General features: G+C 49.4%; 16 protein-coding genes and 1 tRNA gene. 7 read left to right on the forward strand and 10 right to left on the reverse strand.

All coding sequences use genetic code 11. The features are described from left to right. Positions 1–184: 184 nt before the first annotated feature. The 5 genes from murI to ACKFKF_RS28975 all read right to left on the reverse strand — a co-directional run bounded on the left by murI (position 185) and on the right by ACKFKF_RS28975 (position 6331). Positions 185–1108 (reverse strand): glutamate racemase, encoded by a 924-nt coding sequence (murI, locus tag ACKFKF_RS28955; protein WP_446870841.1) that lies wholly within the window; start codon positions 1106–1108, stop codon positions 185–187. Positions 1109–1139: 31 nt separating this feature from the next. Continuing rightward, on the reverse strand, positions 1140–2909 hold the full coding sequence (locus tag ACKFKF_RS28960) for an N-acetylmuramoyl-L-alanine amidase (protein ID WP_446870842.1): 1770 nt from the start codon (positions 2907–2909) through the stop codon (positions 1140–1142). Positions 2910–3593: 684 nt separating this feature from the next. Beyond that, entirely contained in the window at positions 3594–5039 is a 1446-nt protein-coding gene (locus ACKFKF_RS28965) for a cation:proton antiporter (RefSeq protein WP_446870843.1), read from the reverse strand. A 140-nt stretch (positions 5040–5179) separates the two neighbouring features. Further along, positions 5180–5992 carry a carbon-nitrogen hydrolase family protein gene (locus ACKFKF_RS28970; protein WP_446859601.1) on the reverse strand — a complete coding sequence of 271 codons (813 nt, stop codon included), beginning with the start codon at positions 5990–5992 and terminating at the stop codon, positions 5180–5182. Between the two features lie 177 nt (positions 5993–6169). After that, a complete protein-coding gene (locus tag ACKFKF_RS28975; protein WP_446859600.1) occupies positions 6170–6331 on the reverse strand; it encodes a hypothetical protein in 162 nt (53 codons plus the stop codon). Between the two features lie 391 nt (positions 6332–6722). Between ACKFKF_RS28975 and ACKFKF_RS28980 the strand changes: the two genes are divergently transcribed. After that, positions 6723–7196, forward strand: coding sequence for a hypothetical protein (locus tag ACKFKF_RS28980; RefSeq protein WP_446859599.1), 474 nt, complete (start codon positions 6723–6725; stop codon positions 7194–7196). Positions 7197–7255: 59 nt separating this feature from the next. Here ACKFKF_RS28980 and ntcA read toward each other — a convergent pair whose 3' ends face one another. After that, positions 7256–7927 carry a global nitrogen regulator NtcA gene (ntcA, locus tag ACKFKF_RS28985; protein ID WP_446859598.1) on the reverse strand — a complete coding sequence of 224 codons (672 nt, stop codon included), beginning with the start codon at positions 7925–7927 and terminating at the stop codon, positions 7256–7258. A gap of 515 nt (positions 7928–8442) precedes the next feature. Further along, positions 8443–8514, reverse strand: a tRNA-Gly gene (locus ACKFKF_RS28990). 154 nt (positions 8515–8668) lie between these two features. On the opposite strand from ACKFKF_RS28990, the gene ACKFKF_RS28995 reads away from it, so the two are divergent. From ACKFKF_RS28995 to ACKFKF_RS29005, 3 genes are all read left to right on the forward strand, one after another. Next, positions 8669–9166 carry a hypothetical protein gene (locus ACKFKF_RS28995; protein WP_446870844.1) on the forward strand — a complete coding sequence of 166 codons (498 nt, stop codon included), beginning with the start codon at positions 8669–8671 and terminating at the stop codon, positions 9164–9166. A gap of 91 nt (positions 9167–9257) precedes the next feature. Continuing rightward, on the forward strand, positions 9258–10148 hold the full coding sequence (locus ACKFKF_RS29000; protein ID WP_446870845.1) for an alpha/beta fold hydrolase: 891 nt from the start codon (positions 9258–9260) through the stop codon (positions 10146–10148). A 220-nt stretch (positions 10149–10368) separates the two neighbouring features. Next, a complete protein-coding gene (locus ACKFKF_RS29005; RefSeq protein ID WP_446870846.1) occupies positions 10369–11454 on the forward strand; it encodes a tetratricopeptide repeat protein in 1086 nt (361 codons plus the stop codon). Positions 11455–11523: 69 nt separating this feature from the next. On the opposite strand, the gene ACKFKF_RS29010 is transcribed toward ACKFKF_RS29005, so the two are convergent. Together ACKFKF_RS29010 and ACKFKF_RS29015 are read right to left on the reverse strand one after the other, a co-directional pair. Then, on the reverse strand, positions 11524–11781 hold the full coding sequence (locus ACKFKF_RS29010) for a hypothetical protein (RefSeq protein WP_446870847.1): 258 nt from the start codon (positions 11779–11781) through the stop codon (positions 11524–11526). Positions 11782–11813: 32 nt separating this feature from the next. Beyond that, entirely contained in the window at positions 11814–12044 is a 231-nt protein-coding gene (locus ACKFKF_RS29015) for a hypothetical protein (protein ID WP_446870848.1), read from the reverse strand. A gap of 638 nt (positions 12045–12682) precedes the next feature. On the opposite strand from ACKFKF_RS29015, the gene ACKFKF_RS29020 reads away from it, so the two are divergent. Continuing rightward, on the forward strand, positions 12683–14170 hold the full coding sequence (locus ACKFKF_RS29020; protein ID WP_446870849.1) for an ATP-binding protein: 1488 nt from the start codon (positions 12683–12685) through the stop codon (positions 14168–14170). Positions 14171–14232: 62 nt separating this feature from the next. After that, positions 14233–14706 (forward strand): CRR6 family NdhI maturation factor, encoded by a 474-nt coding sequence (locus ACKFKF_RS29025; protein WP_446870850.1) that lies wholly within the window; start codon positions 14233–14235, stop codon positions 14704–14706. A gap of 84 nt (positions 14707–14790) precedes the next feature. Here the strand turns inward: ACKFKF_RS29025 and ACKFKF_RS29030 are convergent, their stop codons facing one another. Continuing rightward, positions 14791–15039: a hypothetical protein gene (locus ACKFKF_RS29030; RefSeq protein WP_446870851.1), complete on the reverse strand. Its 249-nt coding sequence runs from the start codon at positions 15037–15039 to the stop codon at positions 14791–14793. 162 nt (positions 15040–15201) lie between these two features. On the opposite strand from ACKFKF_RS29030, the gene ACKFKF_RS29035 reads away from it, so the two are divergent. Beyond that, a complete protein-coding gene (locus ACKFKF_RS29035; RefSeq protein WP_446870852.1) occupies positions 15202–18225 on the forward strand; it encodes an NB-ARC domain-containing protein in 3024 nt (1007 codons plus the stop codon). Positions 18226–18241 lie beyond the last annotated feature (16 nt).

The following is an 18241-nucleotide window of genomic DNA, read 5'->3' on the forward strand; positions in this document are numbered from 1 at the left end:
GGGCAGAAGCGTTAAATACCGAAGCGAAAAAACTCTATCGAATTCACGTTAATCTAGGCATCCCTAAATCCCCTACGAGCCGGGGACTTTGAACCAGAATTCTTTTCTTAAAGTCCCCCAGAATTGGCAGCTTGAGAGGCAGAAGCCGTGAACAACGAAGCAAAAAACTCTCATCGAATTCACGTTAAACCTCAGACTTGACCATCGTCTGACGAGTCACTTCTGGCAAACTGATCTGCTCAACGATCGGCGTACAGCCCAACCACTGACGAGAAATTTCCACAAAAGGCTTGGGCGAACCGCTGACGCAAAACTGAGTGGGCATCGCAGGGCGAGTGTGTTTCAGTCCTAATAAATCTAATTCTTGGGCCGCCGCAGCGATGACGTGAACCGCCGGATCAATTAACTGAATCGATCGCGGCAAAATGGCCTTTAACACGGGAGCCAAATGCGGATAGTGGGTGCAGCCATAAATCAGCGTATCGATTTGCTGTTCGAGTAATGGCGCTAGATAGGTTTGAGCAATGTGATAGGTGTAGGGTTCGTCAATCCGATTTTGTTCGATCAAGGGCACAAATTCGGGACAGCCCACTTGCCAAACTTCTGCGGTCGGATCGACTTCTAAAATTGCTTGACGATAAGCATTACTCGCAGCCGTCGCAGGCGTAGCAATCACCCCAATTCGTTTACCGACTTGAACCGCCGCTCTTGCCCCCGGCAAAATCAAACACACGATCGGTAAATCTGGAAACTCAGAGCGCACCTGCTCGATCGCCAACGCAGAACTGGTATTGCAAGCCACGATCACCATTTTTACGCCTTTGTGGGTCATCCAGGTGAGAATCTCCCGCACATACTGCACGATTTGACTGGGAGATTTTGTCCCGTAGGGCAACCGCGCCGTATCGCCAAAATAAAGCACCGACTCAAGAGGCAACTGACGGTAAAGCTCTCTCAACACAGTTAAGCCCCCGACACCGCTATCAAAGATGCCAATGGGGGCGTTACTAGAAGGTTTTGGGTCTAAATTAAAATTGGCTGGTCTGCTTGAATTTGAATCTTTGTTTGAATGACCGGACTGTCCCATTGTTGAATTTTGACTCCTCACACACACACTCCTTAATCTATCGCCAAGCAAATTAACGCATGTACTGTAGAATACCGCGAGCGATCGCTTCTGCCATCTGTCTGCGATAACTTGCTGTCGATAATTTAGCAGCATCGTCGCGTCCTGTCACAAATCCGACTTCAACCAGCACCGACGGCATTGAGGTTTTTCTCAACACATAAAATCGAGCCTTGCGAACGCCGCGATCTCGGACACCAGTACCCTGCAACACGCTATTGTGAATCGATTGGGCCAGCCCCAACCCGCTATCAAAGTAGTAGGTTTCGAGTCCGTTGATGTCAGGGCGGCTCATGCTGATTGCGTTAGCGTGAATGCTGACAAATAGAGTGGCGTTAACTCTTTCGGCCAGGGCGACGCGAGGTTCTAGATCGAGGTCAATGTCGTTCGATCGCGTCAAAACCGCCTGCACGCCCTGCTGTTCTAAAATCGCGGCAACTTGTCTGCTGATGTCCGTAACGATTTCTTTTTCCAGCAAGCCTCCAATTCCGACGGCTCCCGGATCAGGGCCGCCATGTCCTGGATCGATCACTACAACCCGCCGTCCGTTGGGCACTCGTGGCACCGTTGGAATCGGATTGGTCGCAGGCGGCACAGGAATCGTAGAACCCGGTGAACTGCTCGGAGGTGAAACCGCAAATAGCCCCGATCGCCGTAGTTGTAGGGCAAGCAGTTGCCGAGTTGGTTGGTTGATATCGCCAATTTGTACCCCGGCCGCTGGAGACAGCAAAATCGCCACCGTACGAGCATCTTCTTGTCTCAGCCGCACCTGTAATAACGGACTGTTGGCAGAAAGGCTCGGCCCGCGCACTGATCGATCCAACTGAGCCGACGGAACGGTGATGCGATAAGAACTAGAAGCCCGATCCCATCCAGCGGTATAGGTGATGGGACGATCAGCCCGAATCAAAAGTTGGCGACTGCCCTCATCCAATTCGACCGCTTGAATGGTAGCCACGCCGCCCTGATTTTGAGCGATGGGTGGCAGATTGTTTGGCGGATTGCTTGGTTGAGGCGTGGAGGCCGTCCCCAACTGGGGCAACAACACTAAGCCATTTGTCCCGCTGGAAGTCGCCTGCCAATCAGCGCTATTGGGCGAAACGGTCAGCGTCAAACGCACCACAGAAGCCTGAAGCTGAGACACCTGAAGCCGACTTGCCCCATTGCGATCGCTGATAAAGTTGCGAGAAGTCAGATTCGGCGAAAGGGCTGACCCGTATAGATCAATAAACATCTGTCGCCGATCGCTGCTTCTGATCGATCGCACTTGTGGAGTGCCCCCCGTCATGCGGATAAAAAACCCATCCGGGGTCGGCTGCACGTTTTGAATAAACGATCGAGTGCTAACACCGGGACTAGAAGAAATAGGCGACTGAGTGGGAACCGTCACAGAATTGTCAGGCGCGCTGGCAGTCCTGTCTACTTGCGGCGTGGGTAACTGGACGCTCCACTGTTGAGGTGTGTCCCCGCGAAATTTGACCTGGCTGGGGTCGATCGTATAGCCCGATGCCATCTCAACGACAATCCGCGTCGTGCCGCGATCGAACTGACCCACCCGCACCGACTTGATCGCCCCACTGTAAGATTCTGTGATGGCGGCGCGACCCAGTATAACCCCTGGTAAATCAATCACCAATCGAGTCGGATTTGCAATCAGTTGGGCCCTGGGCTGCACCCCATTATCAGTTGTAAACTCTAAGCGATTTTGACTCGAATCAAACCGCCAAAACTGTAACCTTGCGGCCTCAGCAGCCGAAGGAAATAGAAATAGAACAAAAGGCAAAAGGTAGAAAAAAAAGTAGAAATTTAGCCTTCCTTTTTTTAGGTTCCTATTTTCTATTTCCTGTTCAAATACGTTGCGTTTCAAAGTCATCGCTCCTTGTTTGCCGCGCATCGCGATCGGGTTAGAAAATCACCACAGTTCCTATGATTAAGCACATTTTCAAGCAGACAAGAAAGGGCCGGGCCAGAAAAAACCTTAACCCCGCCGTTAAATTGAATCACCATCAGACGCAGACTATTAAACATTAGACACTGGACTTTAGACCAACCGCTTGAGGTTTTGGATCATTTCGCAAAGAAGTTCGATAGTAAACATCCAATCAGATCTAAAGCCCAATCTTTTTGACTTCTATTTTGCCGTCGTTGCCTATTTAGTCTTCTCCGATCGTCCCCTCTTTTCTGGAAAATTCTGCTTTATTCAGTAGAATCTTTTGCACCCTTGAATTTGGCAGACGCAGATCTCCGTTCTCAAGTTTCGGAAAGTATTTATAGAATTTTGAGCAGAGTAATCCCTCAGCATGAAATTTTTAAACGCCTGCCAGTTAGTATGACCGCCTATCTATCCCGTTTGTGAACTTAGATTTAGGCTACAGCATTCTAATATAGTTGCCTTCTTTGGAATATATTTTTTCGGCGATCGCCTGTCCGTATCTTTACGCAAGCGATCGCCGACTAGTTTCACATATCAGGACTGTGGACGATCACCCACCGCATCTTCGATCAGCCCTTCAACCGCCGAAACTTCGCCCGTCAAGCCTTCTGAAGACGCATCTTTAGAAAACACGACGCGCAGCAGGGGAGGTGCAATAAATGTGGTGAAAATCACCATGACCACGATCGCCGCCTGCAATGACTCCGACAACACGCCGCTAGTCGCCCCAATCGCCGCAAACACTAGCCCCACTTCGCCTCGCGGAATCATCCCCACGCCGATCGCCAGTTTGTTTAAGTCTGGCTGACCCCACAGCGTAAAGCCCGTCACGACCTTGCCTGCGATCGCCACGATGATGAGAAAGGTCGCCATGATCAAGCCTTCCCGATTGCTGGCGACAAACGGATTCAAGACGCTCACATCTGTGCGGGCACCGACGACAACAAAGAAGATTGGCACCAACATATCGGCGATCGGTTCGACCTGTTCTCTCAGTTCTTTGCGCTTCTCGGTGTCGGCTAAAATTAGCCCCGCCGCAAACGCACCCAAAATCGCCTCAAGCTGAATCACGACTGCAATGTAAGACAGCAAAAACGCAAAAACCAGGGAGACAATTAACAACTGTCCGCGAGTTCTCAATTCGTTAATCAGCGAGATCAAAAACGGATTGAGCAACAGTCCCAGCCAGAGACTCCCGACCAAAAAGACTGCTGCACTGATGATCAGATAGACAATGTTGCCTACCTGCACTTCGCCTGTTTTAGCTAATCCTGCAACCACCGCCAGCACAATAATCCCCAGCACATCGTCTAAGACAGCCGCCCCAACAATGATTTGACCTTCTTTAGAACTGAGCCGCTGAAGCTCAGACAAGACTCTCGCTGTAATGCCAATGCTGGTCGCCGTCAGAGCCGCCCCCGCAAAAATCGCTGGAACTGCTGGAACCGCAAAAATCGTCATCAATCCCGCTGTCCCCATTGCAAACGGCAGCGCCACCCCAACGCAGGCCACGATCGCCGCCTGTGGGCCCACTCTCAGCAATTCTTTGAGATCTGACTCTAGCCCAATCTCAAACAGCAAAATCACAACGCCAATCTCTGCCAACACCGAAATTACTTCACTCTGGGCAGCAAAGGTAGCATTTAACTCAGCAGGACTGACGTGAGCCGACATCTGAAGCATTTGCATGATCAGAGATCCACTCGCGTCGCTTCCTCCGGTTGAAAACACTAAAAGATGGAGGGCAGAAACCCCGATCGCGACTCCTCCGACCAACTCTCCCAACACCGGAGGCAGATCAATGCGGGCGCAAATTTCTCCCCCAAGTTTGCTGGCTAGATAGACAGCGACCAAACTCAACAGCACGCCTGCCAGCACGAGAGAAGGATTTTCAGTCTCGGCGGCAGTCGCCAAAATCGGAGGGATGACAAAAACAGAATCGTAAATAGAAGCCGTTATCCAGGCGAAGGGATCGATCATGGTTCACTCAAAATCGTCCCTTCCAATGGTACAAGCTTCTTTACATTGTGGAGTGGGGAGTGGGGAGTGAGGGGTGAGGAGTGAGGAGTGAGCGAGAAATTCAAAACTCAGTCAGAACTCAGTCAAAAGCCTTCATCGCTCTAGACAAAGACTCGGTGTTGGAGAGAGGGCATTTGGCGGCGGACTTGTTCGAGACGGGCGGGTTCGATCGCCGCGATCGCTACTCCTGGTGTGTCGCCTGCATCTGCCAAAATCACGCCCCAGGGGTCAACAATCATGGCGTGACCGTGGGATTGACGCAGCGTATTGTGTCGTCCGGTTTGAGCGGGGGCAATCACATAACAGGTATTCTCGATCGCTCTCGCCTGTAGCAAAACCTGCCAGTGATCTTTGCCCGTGTGTGCCGTAAACGCTGCGGGGACAAACAACACCTCTGCTCCCATCTGTGATAGTTGACGATATATTTCTGGAAATCGCACGTCATAGCAGACTGACAGCCCCAGGTTGCCTAGCTCTTTGGTCGGGTAGACGGGCGGCATTCTCAAGCCAGCAACGACCATCGACGACTCGCGATACGTGTTGCCGTCGGGCAAATTGACATCAAAAAGATGTACTTTTTCATAGCGAGCGATTTCCTGACCATTGGGGGCGACCAGCAAAGCGGTGTTGTAGACTTTACCGTTGCCAACCGGGACAGGGTAACCGCCGCCCAAAATCGTGACTTGAAAACGCTGCGCCATTGTTTTGAGAAACTTTTCGCTCTCTTGAGCAATTTCCTCAGACTGGGCTAGTTTTGCCTGCTCGTCTCCCAAAAAAGAAAAGTTTTCTGGCAACCCAACCAGTTCCGCTCCTCGACGCACCGCGAGATCGATTAGTTCTTCTGCCTGCGCCAGATTCTTGTGTAAATCGGGCAGACTGTTCATTTGAATTGCAGCAGCCAGGTAAGACTTCATGGGTTTAGCTCAAAATAACGGGTAGGTAGAAAAAGCATTTTAGATCTTGAGCCGTCCCCTAATTGCAAGAAAATTTTGCAGATGTCATCTAACAAAAGCATCAGGCGATCGAGACTCTCGACCTATTCATACTTTAAAGCCACAGAAAACCCATTGATCCCTGCTTTTTGTTTTGAGTTAAGCGTCTCCTTTGACCAACGTCCGGATTAGCTGCCAACCTGTCCAGCCGATCGCTGAAACCAACACTACCAGCATCACCAGAGATAGCGCTGAAAAAGGAGCAATCAGCATCATCAGCAGCAGCCCCAAGAGTAAAATCATCACGATCGAATTGTTCACAACGAGCGTCTCCCAATTTAGAATCAGGCTCAGTCTAATCAAGAGAGCTAACTCAATGCCTCTAGCGATAGCAGCATTTCTGTCGCGTAATCTGTTGCATAATTGTTGTGAACATATGAAGAAACTTTTTGATTTATAGTCTTTTGCAAATCTTCTGAAATCACTGAATCTTCTCAATGCGTTTGGGCTAGTGAGAATCGCAAAATCAGAAAGCGATCGCCTTCTTTTTGACCGGATTGAACCATAAAAGTTTGCGCTATGATAGCGAAGCTATTCCCTTGGATAGAACCCTTTGATGGTAGGAATCTTTAGCCATCTAGCGCAGCCTCACACAAGGGAATCAACGCTCAATCATCCATCCCTTTTGGAACGCAACCCCGGTGAGAACCTTATGGAAGAGTGGCAAAAAGATTTTTCTGAACTGTTAGAAACGATCGCGGATCACATCGAAGGCTTCTTTGTTGAAGTGTCGAGAGAAGTGACAGAAGTGGTCAACGTGTTTGTAGAGCTTTCTGACGAGCTTTCGGCACAGGCACAAAATACCTTTACAGATGAGATTGACCAATACATTAATGAGCTAGTCAACCCCGTTTTAGAAGCCTATTTTGGGTTTGAAGGCATGGTCGGAGAAGCTGCCCAACCGATGATGCAAACTGTAGAACCGCTGCTCAACCAACACCCCATCTGTGTCGGCTGTCGTCACTATCATGGGCAAGCCTACAACGGCAACGTGCTAGTCTGCGGAATGCACCCCTACGGCGTGGGAGAAGGACTAGACATCTGCCCTGATAAAGAATTGACCCGCTGGAAGTCACCCTACCTCAATTCAGAAGGTCAATTTCTATTTAGAGAAGACGATTGGTAATAGGCGAGGTGTGAAGCCTGAAATTTGTACGCCTTCAGGCTTCGCCGACTGGCTAGCGATCAGGTAAACTGCTGACTCAAGGTGACTGGATTGTGGACGGTGATCTTCTTTTTGTGAATAGAGATCATTTTGTCCTGTCGCAAGTCTCCCAGCAGACGAGTCACGGTCACCCGCGTTGAGCCGATCGCTTCTGCAATGGCTTGATGAGACAGCTTGAGGTCGATCGTGATCCCTTCTTGACTGGGCAGTCCAAAATCGCGACAGAGAATCAGCAAGAAACTCACCAGACGCGACCCCATATCTCGATGCGCCAACGTTTCGATCATCATTTCGGTTTGTAGAATTCGAGACGACAGCCCTCGCAGCATCAGCAGACAGAGTTCAGGGTTGTCTTTGAGTGCTTTTTCAACCTGCTCAATTTGAACAGACAGCAACTCAACTGATGTGAATGCAACCGCATGATAAAAGCGATCGGCGCGTTGCCCGGTGATCAATGACAGCACCCCAAACACGCTGTTTTCTCGCAGTAAGGCAACCGTAATCTCCTCACCCGCCTCATAGACTCTCGAAAGCTTGACGGCACCTTTGACTAAAAAATAAACTCGTTCTGCGGGGTCGCCTGGAAAGAAGATCGTTTTGCCTCGCTCAAACGTCTCAACGACAGGTGGAAAGGCACCGCCCCCAATCTGGCGAAATAATGCTGCAAGTGGTCGCTCTTTGGTCACTACCATGTTCCTTGTCGAACTCGTGCTCCTAAACTCTCTTGATTGACCTGGCAACAGTTTTTACTTAGCTGTCAGATGATCTGTAAGAGATTGATGACTTTAGAACACTTAAACTTACTCTTCAAGCAGTTTTTGTGCTCGATACTACACTATTCTGCCAGGTAGTTGAATTTTTGCAGGAATTGAGCTAAGTCTCTAACAATTGCTTAAGGTTTGAGCTTAAATTCGTCGTTCATCTGAAGATTTTTAAGATCTGTTACCCATTTTAATCAGGCTGGAAGTCAATAGATTAATCAATAGATCGATTCAAAGATCAATTCAGTAATAAGCTTGTCAAAAAGTACGTTGTGAGTTGAAGATTTCAGAACGATGACCGTGTTGAAGAGCGGTATTACCCAGCGTCAAGGAGCTTAATTTACCGAAAGCTCTAGAGACTTTTAGGGTGCTGCCTTTTAGTCGAAGACATTCAACTCTTGCATTGAGAATTCATCAATCTGGGATTAAAAAATTTTTAATTAAAAAGCGGGTAACGCGATTCGAACGCGCGACATTCACCTTGGCAAGGTGACGCTCTACCACTGAGCTATACCCGCAAAATTCGGACAAGTTCTACTATTGCAGATACTCATAGAGATGTCAAGCCTGAAAAACCAAAAAGCCGGAAATCAGGAAATCGCATCGCTTCTCAGCATATAGGATGTAGAAGGATGAAAAAAGAACATCCATACTCCTTACCTCCTACTTTTTATGGTTCAATACACGCTTGCTCAAAGTCCCGAAGTCATTCTCACGGTCTCTGGTAAGGATTCTGCCAAAGCTCGCGAGAAGGCAATGGATCAACTGATGGAACTAATGGATGACGGCAAACTGCCCACCGAGCTAACGGATGGCTTTGGGCCGCAGCACTTTATCGAAATTAAAGATCAAGGCGCGATCGCTTCCAGTGATGAAGATGCCCTCAATCAAGCCGTTCAGGTTCTTAGCAGTCTGGCAACCCTCAAACTCAAGGCTCAAGAATCACGCTCTGAAGCGCTGCAAGTTCGCGAACAAATCGACATTCTCTTTACGGATGAGCTAGTCAGCGAAGAAGAAATCAACAGCCTCAAAGAAGGCTTCAAGGTTCTCAAAACCTATGCTCAGACCAACATGCGCTACCGAGAAGCTCGTTCTCAAGCCGAGACCGCTCGCGTTGTTCTTGACCAGGCGCTCCAGTCGCCATCAGAGCTAAAGAAATCAGGAAAGTAGGTGGCTTTAACTCAGAACGCGCTGGACGCTGAAAATTTAGACGTGAAATATTATGATGGAGAAGTCTTAAGAAAACTTCACAAAACGAACCGTGACAGTAGAGCAACTTCCGACTCCAGCAACTTTTGAGCGACAAACTTGGGAATGGCAAGGGCATCAGATTCGCTATGTGTCTATGGGGACAGGCCAGCCTTTGGTATTAATTCATGGATTTGGGGCCTCAATCGGACACTGGCGCAAAAATATTCCCGTTCTCGCTGAGGCTGGCTACCAGGTGTTTGCTCTCGATCTGCTGGGGTTTGGCGGTTCCTCAAAGCCTGAATTGGACTATAACCTGGAGCTTTGGGTCGAGTTGATCCGCGACTTTTGGGCCGCCAAGATTCAGCAGCCTACCGTATTTGTCGGTAACTCGATCGGCGGCTTGCTCTGTCTGATGCTGTTAGCCGAACATCCCGAAATCTCGGCTGGGGGCGTGTTGCTCAATCCTGCTGGAGGACTCAATCACCGACCTGAAGAGTTAAATCTGCCATTGCGGATGATCATGGGTACTTTCTCAAAAGTTGTGAGTTCTCAAGCGTTTGGGCCATGGCTCTTCGATCGCGTCCGTCAAAAAGCTCGAATTCGCAACAGTCTCAAGCAGGTTTATCGCGATCCTGATGCAATTACAGACGAGTTAGTCGATCTGCTGCACGAGCCGTCTTGCGATCCGGGTGCCCAAAAAGTGTTTGCGTCGATTCTCTCGGCTCCGGCTGGCCCTCGACCAACGGAATTGTTTCCTAAAATTAAGGTGCCGCTGTTGGTGTTGTGGGGCGAAGCTGATCCCTGGACACCGATCGCAGGCGCTGAGATTTATCGATCGCTCACTGACACCCATGATGTGCAATTTGTCGGCATCCCAGATACGGGGCACTGTCCCCATGACGAACGCCCCGAAGTCGTGAATGCTCAGGTGTTGGAATGGTTGGCCCAGAAAAAACTCTGAGGACGACACTGAGAACTTTATAAAGACGGATGCGGGAGGTGAGCGTATTTACGGATTAGCCTTGTCAGAAAAAAAGTTAGCCTCGAAACCGATAGGCTGATCAGATTTGAGATTGCAGGCTGGAGCAGACAAAACGCATCTCTGACCCTGCAACATTCGATCTGCTGAACCCTCAGTCTTGTTGGAAGAATTCAGCAAAGCGAGTTTAGAGGCGTGTATTATGAGTGACCGGAATCAAGCACACGGTCAAATGGAGAATGTGGGAGACGATCGCGAAACCATTTCTCCAGACATTCAGCCTTGCGATGCGACCCTGATTCAATCAGCAGACGTTCGTAAATCAGAAGCCGATCGCTTGCTCAGAGAAGGCATCGAGCAGCATCAAGCGGGACAGTTTCAACTCGCGCTTCAGCGACTCCAGCAGGCCCAAGCGATTTATTTGGAGATTGATGATCAGCAGGGCGTTGAGAAGGCTTTGGGCAGTTTGGGAATGGCTTGCTATAGCGTGGGAGACTATGCTGAGGCGATCGATTATTCTCAACGCAGTCTGGGCTTGGCTCAAAAAATCAAAAGCTACCTCAGTAGCGTCAAAGTGTTGGGTACGCTGGGCAATGCCTATCGTCACCTGGCAGACCACCCCAAGGCGGTTGAATATCAGCAGCAAAGTCTGACCCTGGCGCGAGAAATTCACGATCGACGCGGAGAGATGGCTGCGCTCAACAATTTGGGGTTGGCTTACAAAGCATCTGGTGATCATCAGGGTGCGATCGACTGTGAGCAGCAAGCATTACTGATCGCTCAAGAACTTGCAGATCGGCACGTCGAAGGGCAAATTCTCAAAAATCTGGGAAATGCCCACTATGCGCTGGGAAATTATGACCAGGCGATCGACTACTACAAACAGCGATTGAGACTGGCGCAAGAGATTGACGATCGTCGTCTAGAAGGTCAGGTTCTCAGAAATTTGGGCAATGCCTTTTATGCAGCAGGCGATCACAAAAACGCAATTTTTTACAATCAACAGCGGCTCTGTCTGGCGCAAGAAGTGGGCGATCTCCGAGCAGAAGAGCAAGCTTTGGGCAGTTTGGGCGTTTCTTGGGATGCGCTGGGTGAAAGCACTCAAGCCGTCACCTATCACGAACAGCGGCTGACGATCGCTCGCAAGCTTCAAGACCCTCGCCTCCAAGAACAGATCTTAGGAACGCTGAAGGTGGCTTACTATGCTCAGGGCGACTATGCAAAAGCGAATCAGTACACCGAAGAGCGATCGGCGCTGCTAGTTCTTCGCCAGAGTGAAGAGAGATGAAAGAATTTCGGGAGTGGCAATCCTCAGCACAGTTTTCTTGACGTTGTTCTTGACGTTTAGAAGACGAATTTATTGACCGACGAGCAATTGGATTTCTGATGGCGCAACTTTTGTGTAGGCCTCCGCTGTCGGAATCAACGCCCAACCTGCCTGTCTTAGCTTTTGGTAAGTTGTCCAACCTTTTGACGCACCAGGGACTTGTAGATCTGGGACGCGGTATTGCGGAAAAGCGGTGTAAGGCATCCAGGGCTTGAGGGGCTGTTCTCTCAGATGTAAGATTTTGTTTCCTGACCCAAAGCCTGCCAGCCAGCACATTTGTCCAGTCATATTAGTTTCTCCTTACAGGTATATTTGTCATCTCACGCTGTCGGCTCGTCAGAGCGTTTGGGCTTTAGTAGCAGCCAGCTTGTGAGAAAGAACGCCGCCGTCAAAATCTGGAGCAGATCCAGAGGGGTCACCCAGGGATGAGAGAAAGCGGTTGCGCCTCGCTCGATCGCGCCAAACAACCAAGCAGGAATACACAAAATCCAGATCCACCGCTTTAAGCTGGTCAGCAATTCACTCACTTCGGGTGTGGGTTGATTGTTCATGGGGGTCACCAATTTCGTCAGACTAGAGGAAACTGTCTGCTGTCCATAGCCGTCTATAGAAGGTTGAGTTTCGTCCAAGTTGGGTCTAACGGGAGCGCTGAGAAGAACTTCACAGGTTTGCTATCCCGTTACGCCTAGAGTATGTAACTCTTTATTAAAGCTCATTGATAGATAGGCAGACTTATGCAGATATCTTCATTCTTCTGAAGAGAGAGGCGATCTTTTCGAGTTACCCGCAAGCACCTTGGATTGGACGGTGTGAGCAATCCGTCAACCAGGCAAGCGGCTTTATCTAACGGGTAACGGTTGACTTTCTGAAATTTTCTTCATCATGAGCCGATCCCCGAAAAAGCGCTGAGGGAATTTACCAAAAATGTTAATTTTGCGTTGGTCATCAGGGTAACCTCTAGACATAGGAATCCCTCCCTACTTAAATCGAGACTGCCCCGATCGCTGACCTCATTTCTTCTATTACGTGGTTTTACCCTTGTCTCAGGGATGTTACGGAAAAACGTTCAGAAACTAGCAATTTTGGCAGATTGCGGCTAGATATAAGGGGTCAGATCGCCATCAACGGCTGCCGAATCACAGTAGTCAATTTTACCGATTCAATACCGATTCTTCTCCCAAATGTCCCTATGACCTCCTTCGTGACTCCAGAGATTTCCCTTTACGAATTGGCAGCCAGTTCTGAGCAAACGCCGTTTGTGCTACAGACCAGCCCGGTCACCTTTAAGTCATTGGTGAGCAGCCTGATTGATTTGCTAGTCGAGCAGCAGATTTCGGCTTCAATTTGGGCAAAGATGCCTCGTGGGGAAGCCTGGCAAGCTGAAATCGATCGCTATCGTGAATCGGCAACGCCACCCGAAGCTGTTTACTTATTTAGAAATCAAAAAGAAGACGCTGCTGAAGAAATTGCGGATAGCCATATGGCAGACGATGCGGGCCATGTGACTCACGAGCATCCGGCGCTGTGGCGATCGCTTTCTGAGAGTCAGCTTAAGCGAGATTATTTTTTACTGATCTGGTCAAAACAGTTTTGTGGTCTGCTGGTGGCTTATCGCTCAAGACCTCAATCCATTCGAGTGGAGGGCGTTGAGGCAGGTTTGTTTGACACGGCGCAAGAAGAACCGACGGAGAAAAAGCAGTCGTTGTCTGTGTTGCTGTCGATGGAGCCACAGACGATTCGCGAGTTTCTCGATCGCCTGACTCAGTTTGTAGACAGTTCGGATGCGGCAGTCTGGGAAACGCTAATCGCAACGTCTCAGCCTTCTAGCTTGAATCCGGGTCTGGTCGGGCAATTATTCACGAAGCAAATTCAGCGTCAAGAAGACCTCTGGCAGCGGGCGACCACTTATCGCAAACAGGCCGAAATGGCGCACCTGCTGCAATTGCAAAATGAGGAGCTTTTGAATGCGATTCGACTGAAGGATGAGTTTCTCAACAATGTGGGGCAAGAGTTGAGAACGCCGCTCACCAACATGAAAACTGCTCTGACGCTCCTCAATTCGCCCAGTCTCAAACCGCCCCAAAAGCAGCGATATATGGATCTGCTGGTGAAGGAGTGCGATCGCCAAAGTTCTCTGATTACCAGCCTGCTCGATCTGGTGAGTCTGGATCAAATGGCAGAACAAACCACCATTCAAGCGCTTCGACTCAGCGATGTGGTGCCAGGAGTGGTCAGCACTTATCAACCATTGGCAGAAGAAAAGGGGGTTCGGCTGGCTTACACCGTGCCCGAAGAGTTGCCGCCTGTCTCTTGTCTGAATACGTGGCTCAAGCAGATTGTGATCAATTTATTGCACAACGGCATCAAGTTTACGCCGAGAGGCGGTCAGGTTTGGGTGCGGGCCAAGCAGCAGGGTGACTATGTGCAGCTTGAGTTTCGCGATACGGGCATTGGGATTGCGCCGAGCGAGATTCCCAAGATCTTCGATCGCTTTTATCGAGCCAGACAAGCGGTAGAAGAAGATTCGGGGGGAGCGGGGTTGGGGCTGACGATCGTTCAACAACTCTTGCTGCACTGTGGCGGTTCGATTTCGGTTAAGAGCAGACTGAGTGAGGGTTCGACGTTTAATGTGTTGTTGCCAATTTTTCGCCCACAGTCCGAGGTTGAGGAGTTTTGAGTCGTCTAGAACGGATGTCCCGTAGGATAATGGGTTAAGTTGTCTGGCTGCAAAACGTTTTTATGCCTGTTATTCATCTCAATGCTGATCAGATCAATACGATCGATCTTTCTCCTGCGATTCAAGCGATCGAGCCGATGTTGTCTGAGGTGAGCGCTCATGAGCAGACGGTGCAGTTTGCGATCGACTATCCGCTAGAAGCCGGAGATCCGAGAGAGCTACCCGAAGTGCCCGAAATTCGTCTCTGGTTTATTGGGTTGGATGCGCTTTATCCGTGGTTGCCGTTTTTGTTGGACTGGAAGGCGGGTGAGTTTGTGCGCTATACGGCCATGCTGGTGCCGCATCAGTTTCATCCCAAAGATGGCATTCAGTACAATCCTGAAGCACTGGAAATCTATGTGATGCATAAAACCTTTGTATTGCTCAACTGGCTCAAACAACAGGGGATTGAGGGCAATTCTCGACTCAAAGCAATGACTCAAATGCTGGGCTACGACATTGACGACGGCTTTTTTGATCTGCTGTCTGGACAGTAAGAATATTTGTGGGGATCAGCATTAGCTGGGTTTGATAGCTTGATACCTGGATAGATTGTGGCTTGCTGACCCCAACCGCATAGGTTATTTTCTTCGACGCGACTCTTGTGGTATCTGCTTGGCAGCACGCTGAGTTTTAGCGATCGTGACTCGGAGTGCTGCGATCGCACGAATCAATCTCGCAATAGCGTTGATGGGCCTTTCGGTGGTGCCGAGAAACAGAGTCAGGACAAGCACCCAGGAGAGCGGATTGGTTGGGTCAATCTGAATCTGGGGCAAAGTCGTTGGAAGTTGAGGCTCGATCGATTGGATAGGCTGGGTGGAATTTAACATCGTTGAGAGCCTTTTGAATTTCGATGATTCAAGACTATTGGCTTCGAGCGCGACAAAAAATCCCCAAGTCGTTGAGGGTTTGTGGATTATGGTAGAAGCAACGTGGAAGATTAGTGCCAGTGAGACGCTGAACCTATGGATTGGGTGGAGTTTTTAGGGGAGATGGCAACCAAGTATGAACTCTCCCATGACCAGCAGCAGGCGTTAATCGCACGGTTTGATCCTAGGAATTCTGCCAAGACCGAGAAACAGATTGCGAACCAGACGAAAGATGACGAGGGTCACGATCGCTTTGCGGGAGAGGCTGCGTTCAAGAAGCTGATGACCGAGGTGTATCGCAAGCTGCAACCCCTTTGTCCAGAGCTAGAAACATTAGCAAAAGGGAAGCAGACAAAACTAAAAGCTTGTTTGCAAGCGGAGTTTAAGCAGCGTCAACCAATTCTAGAACCGCCAGTTTTCAGAAGTGCTGCGACTGGTTTGAAAGCAGGTGCGCCATTTCCGGGGGTGCGGTTGCCAGAGACCTTTGTGCCACGTCCTGAAGCATTTGATCCGGTGAAGCAGAAGCTGTTGGCAGCAGACGATCGAGCGTTGGTTGTCCGTGCGATCGCGGGCTTGGGCGGATTGGGCAAATCGGTCTTGGCGGCAGCGCTGGTGCTAGATGCTGAGGTGCAAATGAGATTTGCAGATGGGATTTTGTGGGTAACGTTGGGGCAGAATCCTGATCTTCAGAATTTGCTGGGAGATTGGATTCGGACGTTGGATAAGTCGCGGGAGAGCTATTCGGCAACAACGTTGGAATCGGCTTCGAGTTATTTGCAGACTTTGCTGATTGATAAACGAATGTTGCTCGTAGTCGATGATGCGTGGAATGGGGCGCATGTGGAGCATTTTCGGGTGGGCGGTGCGGCGTGTCGGGTGTTGGTGACGACGCGGGAGGCGCAGATTGAGGAGGCAGAGGTTCATTCGTTGGGTTTGATGTCGGAGGAAGAAGCGATCGCGCTAGTTCGTCAGAAACTAAAACGGCGGTGGAAATCGGAGCAGGAACCGGAAGTAAAAGCGTTTGCCAAGTCGTTGGGGTATTTGCCGTTGGCGTTGGATTTGGCGGCGAATCAGGTGCTGGATGGGTTGAGTTGGGAGGATTTGCGGCAAGAGTTTGAAGCAGAGCGGCGATCGGTGGCGTTAGAGGTGCTGGATTCTTCGGAGGCGTGGGATTGTCTGGATGAGAATCAGCAGCGCAAGTATAGTTTGCGGGCTTGTTTTAATTTGAGTCTGCGGCGGTTAAGTGCGGAACAGTTGCGGCAGTTTGCGTGGTTGGGGGTGTTGCCAGAGGATGTGAGTCTGGATGCGCGGATGGCGGTGACGCTGTGGGAGTTGTCACCCTTGAAAGCGAAGAAGTCCTTGATTGATCTGCGGAATCGATCCTTTCTCACCAGTGGGACGGAGACGCTAGAAGGTGAACCGACCTATCGAGTTCATGATTTGATGCACGATATGGCACGAGGCTTAATTGAACAAGGGACGCTTGACACTTCAATTTCAACACTTGCCGATGCTCATGCTCATCTGTTGGATCGGTACCGCCAAAAGACACAGGGACGTTGGGATCGATTACCAAATGATGGATATATTCATCGGCATTTGACGTGGCATTTTGTGCAGGCAGGTATGGAAGATGAGGTTCATGCGCTGATGGCGATGAGCGATGATCAAGGGCGGAATGCTTGGTTTGAGGCGTGCGATCGCCTTGGGCAACCTGCAATTTTTGTGCAAGATGTGAAGCGAGGGTGGGCGATCGCGGAGCAGAGTTATGAGGAGGATAATACGAGGTCGATCGTGTTGCAGTGTCGATATGCGCTAATTACAGCAACGCTGAATAGTTTGGTGGGGAATTTGCCGATCGGGATGATGGCGGAGTTTGTTAAGCGCCAGTATTGGACACCAGAGCAAGCTTGGTCACATGTAGAGCAGATGCAGGGCGAGGAAAAGATTGCTGAGGTGATTGAAAAGCTTGCGCCATATTTGCCTAAGTTGCTCTTTAGGTTGGCAGTTGAAAAGGCGCGATCAATTCAAAATGAGGAAACTCAGGCAGAGGTGTTGAGTACTCTGGCAACCTCAGATGTGACTTACTTTTCTGAAGCATTAGATGCAGCACGATCAATTCAAGATGAATACAATCAAGCACGGTTATTGAACACATTAGCTAATATTGATGGGGTCGATTGCTTTGCATTGTTGAAAGTAGCGAGATCAATTCAAGATGAATACAGCCGAGCAACAGTATTGATCACATTAGCCACCGTCAATTCTACGCATCTTAATGAAGCATTAGATGCAGCACGATCAATTCAAGATGAATACAATCGAGCAGAGGTGTTAAGCACATTGGCTACCATTGATTCTGCCTACACCCACGAGATACTTGCCATAGCACGATCAATTCAAGATGAGTATAGCCGAGCATTAATGCTGGGTACATTGGCTACTACTGATTCTACGTATCTTGATGAAGCATTAGATGCAGCACGATCAATTCAAGATAAGTTTGAGCGGGCAGAGGTATTGAGTGAATTGGCTACTATTGATTCTACATATTTTAATGAAGCATTAGATACAGCACGAACAATTCAAGATGAGTCCAAGCGAGCAGAGATATTGAGTGCATTAGCCACCGTTGATGGGACTGACTGTTTAGCATTGCTGGATGAAGCACAATTGATTCAGGACGAGTCTAGCCGAGCAAAGGTATTGAGTGAACTAGCGACCATCAATGCAACCTACTTCTCTACAGCATTGGATGCGGCACGATCTATTTGGTCTACTGGAGGAAGCGATATCACTCGATCAGAGGCGTTGATTACCTTGGCAAACCTAAATTCTGCCTGCTTCTCTGAGGCTTTGGATGCAGCACGATCAATTCGAGATGGGTTGCGTCGGGGATGGTTATTGAGCAGATTGGCCACAATCAATGCAGTCGATTTCTCGGCGTTATTAGATGCAGCACGATCAATTCAAGATGATTATAGTCAAGCAGTAGGGTTAAGCATCCTAGCAACCTTCAATACAATCGATTTCTCGGCGTTATTAGATGCAGCACGATCAATTCGGGACGAGTCAAGTCAGGCGTGGTTATTAAGCGAACTGGCCACCCTAAGGGCCTATCCGAAAACCATAAAATCTGTGAGATGATGAAGGCAAGCGAGTT

This window comes from Phormidesmis sp. 146-12, assembly GCF_052939495.1.